The following is a 2,961-nucleotide window of genomic DNA, read 5'->3' as shown; positions in this document are numbered from 1 at the left end:
ACTCGTTCGCTGTCTCGCTCCGTTGCGCGCAGAGTTTTTTTTTCTGGTAAGTTTGAGCTTTTGGACGTATCGTCCCATCGTAGCTCGACTGATCCGTACTCCAACACGTTGCTCCAGTTGGTCGCATAACTCTTGCCTTAATGGCATCATTATTTTCGGCTACTAAATCAGCTACTACCGCCTCTTGTGCGGGGCTAAGTTTAGCTACTTGACCTCCTCCATGCGCTCTGGGTTCAACGGTTCCATCGGTGCGATAACGCTTTAATAAATTCTCAATAAACGTCAAACTTACTCGGAACCTTTTAGCTAGTTGTCTCTGTGACCCCTCTTGCTGGTTATACGCATCAATCACTTTCTGGCGCAGGTCTACAGAGTATGCTTTCATTCAGCTTCAAGTTAAGTTTACTCTTTCACTGTATTCTACTCTACCAAGAACTGCTGTAAGTGCGTTAGCTTTGGCTGCGGGTCGCAAAGAAGCTGAGATAGTTCGGGAAGCTTTAGCCCAGTATTTAGGCAAAACTGACCCCAGTAGCGTGAAGGGTGCTTTAGCTGACCTGCAAGACCGGGTGGCTAACGTGGAGCGGAAACTAATCTCTTTAGGTCGTCTGGTTGGGTAGTGAATTAATTGGCGGAGTTTGATGCGTTTAAAGGGGAACTATGTCAGCAAAAGTAGAGCGACAGAATAATATCACTAGAAAGAATCTTGTTTCTAGCTTGATGATTGGGTTGATTGTGGGACTATTGGCTGGTCTTCCTTTGGGTTGGTTAGCTCATCAGTTCTATGCTGAACAACGGTTAGCTGATGTGTTAGTTTGTCGGGAAAAGAATCGGAACTTGCCTGAAGTTCAAGTTCAGGCTATTTGCGGATCAAGATTCTAAAATTAATCGCAATCAATCTTTCCCTGACCCCGCAACGGTTAAGGGGGCAAACGCAGAATTGGGAGAAAATAGTACGTTTTATGCTTGTCTTACCCATGAAATGCCTGTCTTACTCATATAAATCTCTTAACCCCGTTTTCTGCGCGAATGCTACTCATACCCCAAACTTGGCGAAGTACCCACAAAACTTTTGAAGTGAATTGCGCTTTGAGTATAGCAGCGCCGACAGTTAAGTCCTAGTATGATTGCCTATGAGTGCGCTTACGGTTGACATCTGTGAATTTGCACTGAAGTTTTTAAATCATTAAAACTTCATCACCCAGTCGACGTTAAAGAATCAAAGGAAATAACTTGTGATAAAGACTATTGGATACGCCGCTCAAAGTGCGACCACACCTTTGGGGGCATTCAATTTTGAGCGACGTGAACTAGGCGCACACGACGTACAAATCGAAATCCTCTACTGCGGAGTGTGTCACTCGGACTTACACATAGTCCGCAACGAGTGGGAAAATACAACTTACCCACTTGTCCCTGGACACGAAATCGTAGGGTGCATAATCGATGTTGGTAATGAAGTAAAAACTTTTAAAGTTGGCGACAAAGCTGGTGTTGGCTGTATGGTCGATTCCTGTCGCACTTGCTCTAATTGCCGCGAGGGTTTTGAGCAGTTCTGTGACAACGAAATTATTTTTACCTACAATAGCCCAGAAAAGCAAACTGGGAAAAACACCTACGGCGGGTACTCTAGCCAAATCGTTGTAGATGAGAATTACGTACTTCAGGTTTCAGGAAAGCTTGACATTGCTGCCGTCGCGCCCTTGTTGTGCGCGGGGATTACTACCTATTCGCCGCTACGCCACTGGCAAGTTAAAGAGAAAGACAAAGTTGGCATCGTCGGCTTAGGCGGTTTAGGACACATGGGGCTGAAGTTCGCTCATGCCTTTGGCGCTCATACGGTGTTGTTCACGACTTCACCCGATAAGACTGAGGATGCTTTGCGTCTTGGTGCTAACGAGGTAGTAGTGTCAAAAAATGAAGAGGAGATGAACAAGCACCTTAACAGCTTTAACTTTATCCTGAACACAGTTGCAGCACCACACAACCTAGACGCATACACCCAGTTGCTCAAGCGCGATGGTGTAATGTGTTTAGTGGGTCTACCTGACCGTCCTCATCCCTCGCCAAGCATTGCCAACCTAATCTTCAAGCGCCGTCAACTTGTCGGTTCGTTAATTGGCGGAATTAGGGAGACGCAGGAAATGCTCGATTTCTGCGCCGAGCATAATATCGTTGCGGACATCGAAATAATTCCCATCCAAAAAATTAACGAAGCCTATGAGCGTATGCTTAAAAATGATGTGAAGTATCGTTTTGTGATCGATATGGCATCACTAAAGCAAGAAAGTTAATTATTAGCTAATCACAATTTGAGCAAACAGTAGCAGAGGATCTGAGGGTATTGTCGACTTAATGGGGGTATGAGTATCATCAGAACAGAAAACCGGGTTAAGCTTAAAAGCCTTATTAGGTAAGGATTCTCCCGACAACGAAGGTCATTGACTTCTAGCGCTCATTGAGTCACTACTTAACGAGAAAGTAAGGGTTTCCGCTTCTAAAAATGCTTGTCTTACTTATATACAGCAGTTCTTGGTAGAGTAGAATACAGTGAAAGAGTAAACTTAACTTGAAGCTGAATGAAAGCATACTCTGTAGACCTGCGCCAGAAAGTGATTGATGCGTATAACCAGCAAGAGGGGTCACAGAGACAACTAGCTAAAAGGTTCCGAGTAAGTTTGACGTTTATTGAGAATTTATTAAAGCGTTATCGCACCGATGGAACCGTTGAACCCAGAGCGCATGGAGGAGGTCAAGTAGCTAAACTTAGCCCCGCACAAGAGGCGGTAGTAGCTGATTTAGTAGCCGAAAATAATGATGCCATTAAGGCAAGAGTTATGCGACCAACTGGAGCAACGTGTTGGAGTACGGATCAGTCGAGCTACGATGGGACGATACGTCCAAAAGCTCAAACTTACCAGAAAAAAAAACTCTGCGCGCAACGGAGCGAGACAGCGAACGAGT

Annotated in this window: 5 protein-coding genes; 4 read left to right on the top strand and 1 reads right to left on the bottom strand. The window is 45.0% G+C overall.

Features of this window, described 5'->3' with window-relative positions:
• On the bottom strand, positions 1 to 385 hold a 385-nt coding region (locus C7B70_RS25440; RefSeq protein ID WP_146134182.1), incomplete at its 3' end, for a helix-turn-helix domain-containing protein.
• A gap of 70 nt (positions 386 to 455) precedes the next feature.
• On the opposite strand from C7B70_RS25440, the gene C7B70_RS25435 reads away from it, so the two are divergent.
• The 4 genes from C7B70_RS25435 to C7B70_RS25420 form a co-directional block, all read left to right on the top strand.
• The gene (locus tag C7B70_RS25435) at positions 456 to 617 is read left to right on the top strand and encodes a hypothetical protein (RefSeq protein WP_233221161.1); all 162 of its coding nucleotides are present in this window, start codon (positions 456 to 458) and stop codon (positions 615 to 617) included.
• Between the two features lie 40 nt (positions 618 to 657).
• On the top strand, positions 658 to 879 hold the full coding sequence (locus C7B70_RS25430; protein WP_106371648.1) for a hypothetical protein: 222 nt from the start codon (positions 658 to 660) through the stop codon (positions 877 to 879).
• 353 nt (positions 880 to 1,232) lie between these two features.
• Positions 1,233 to 2,291, top strand: coding sequence for an NAD(P)-dependent alcohol dehydrogenase (locus C7B70_RS25425; protein ID WP_106371647.1), 1,059 nt, complete (start codon positions 1,233 to 1,235; stop codon positions 2,289 to 2,291).
• Positions 2,292 to 2,576: 285 nt separating this feature from the next.
• On the top strand, positions 2,577 to 2,961 hold a 385-nt coding region (locus C7B70_RS25420; RefSeq protein ID WP_146134182.1), incomplete at its 3' end, for a helix-turn-helix domain-containing protein.

Source organism: Chlorogloea sp. CCALA 695 (assembly GCF_003003885.1).
GTDB lineage: Bacteria > Cyanobacteriota > Cyanobacteriia > Cyanobacteriales > Chroococcidiopsidaceae > Aliterella.
Note: the sequence above shows the minus strand (reverse complement) of the source record. Positions and strands in the feature narration are given on the sequence as shown.

Coding starts and splice junctions, on each gene's coding strand:
- C7B70_RS25430 (WP_106371648.1), top strand. CDS start 658: ATGTCAGCAAAAGTAGAGCGACAGAATAATATCACTAGAAAGAATCTT.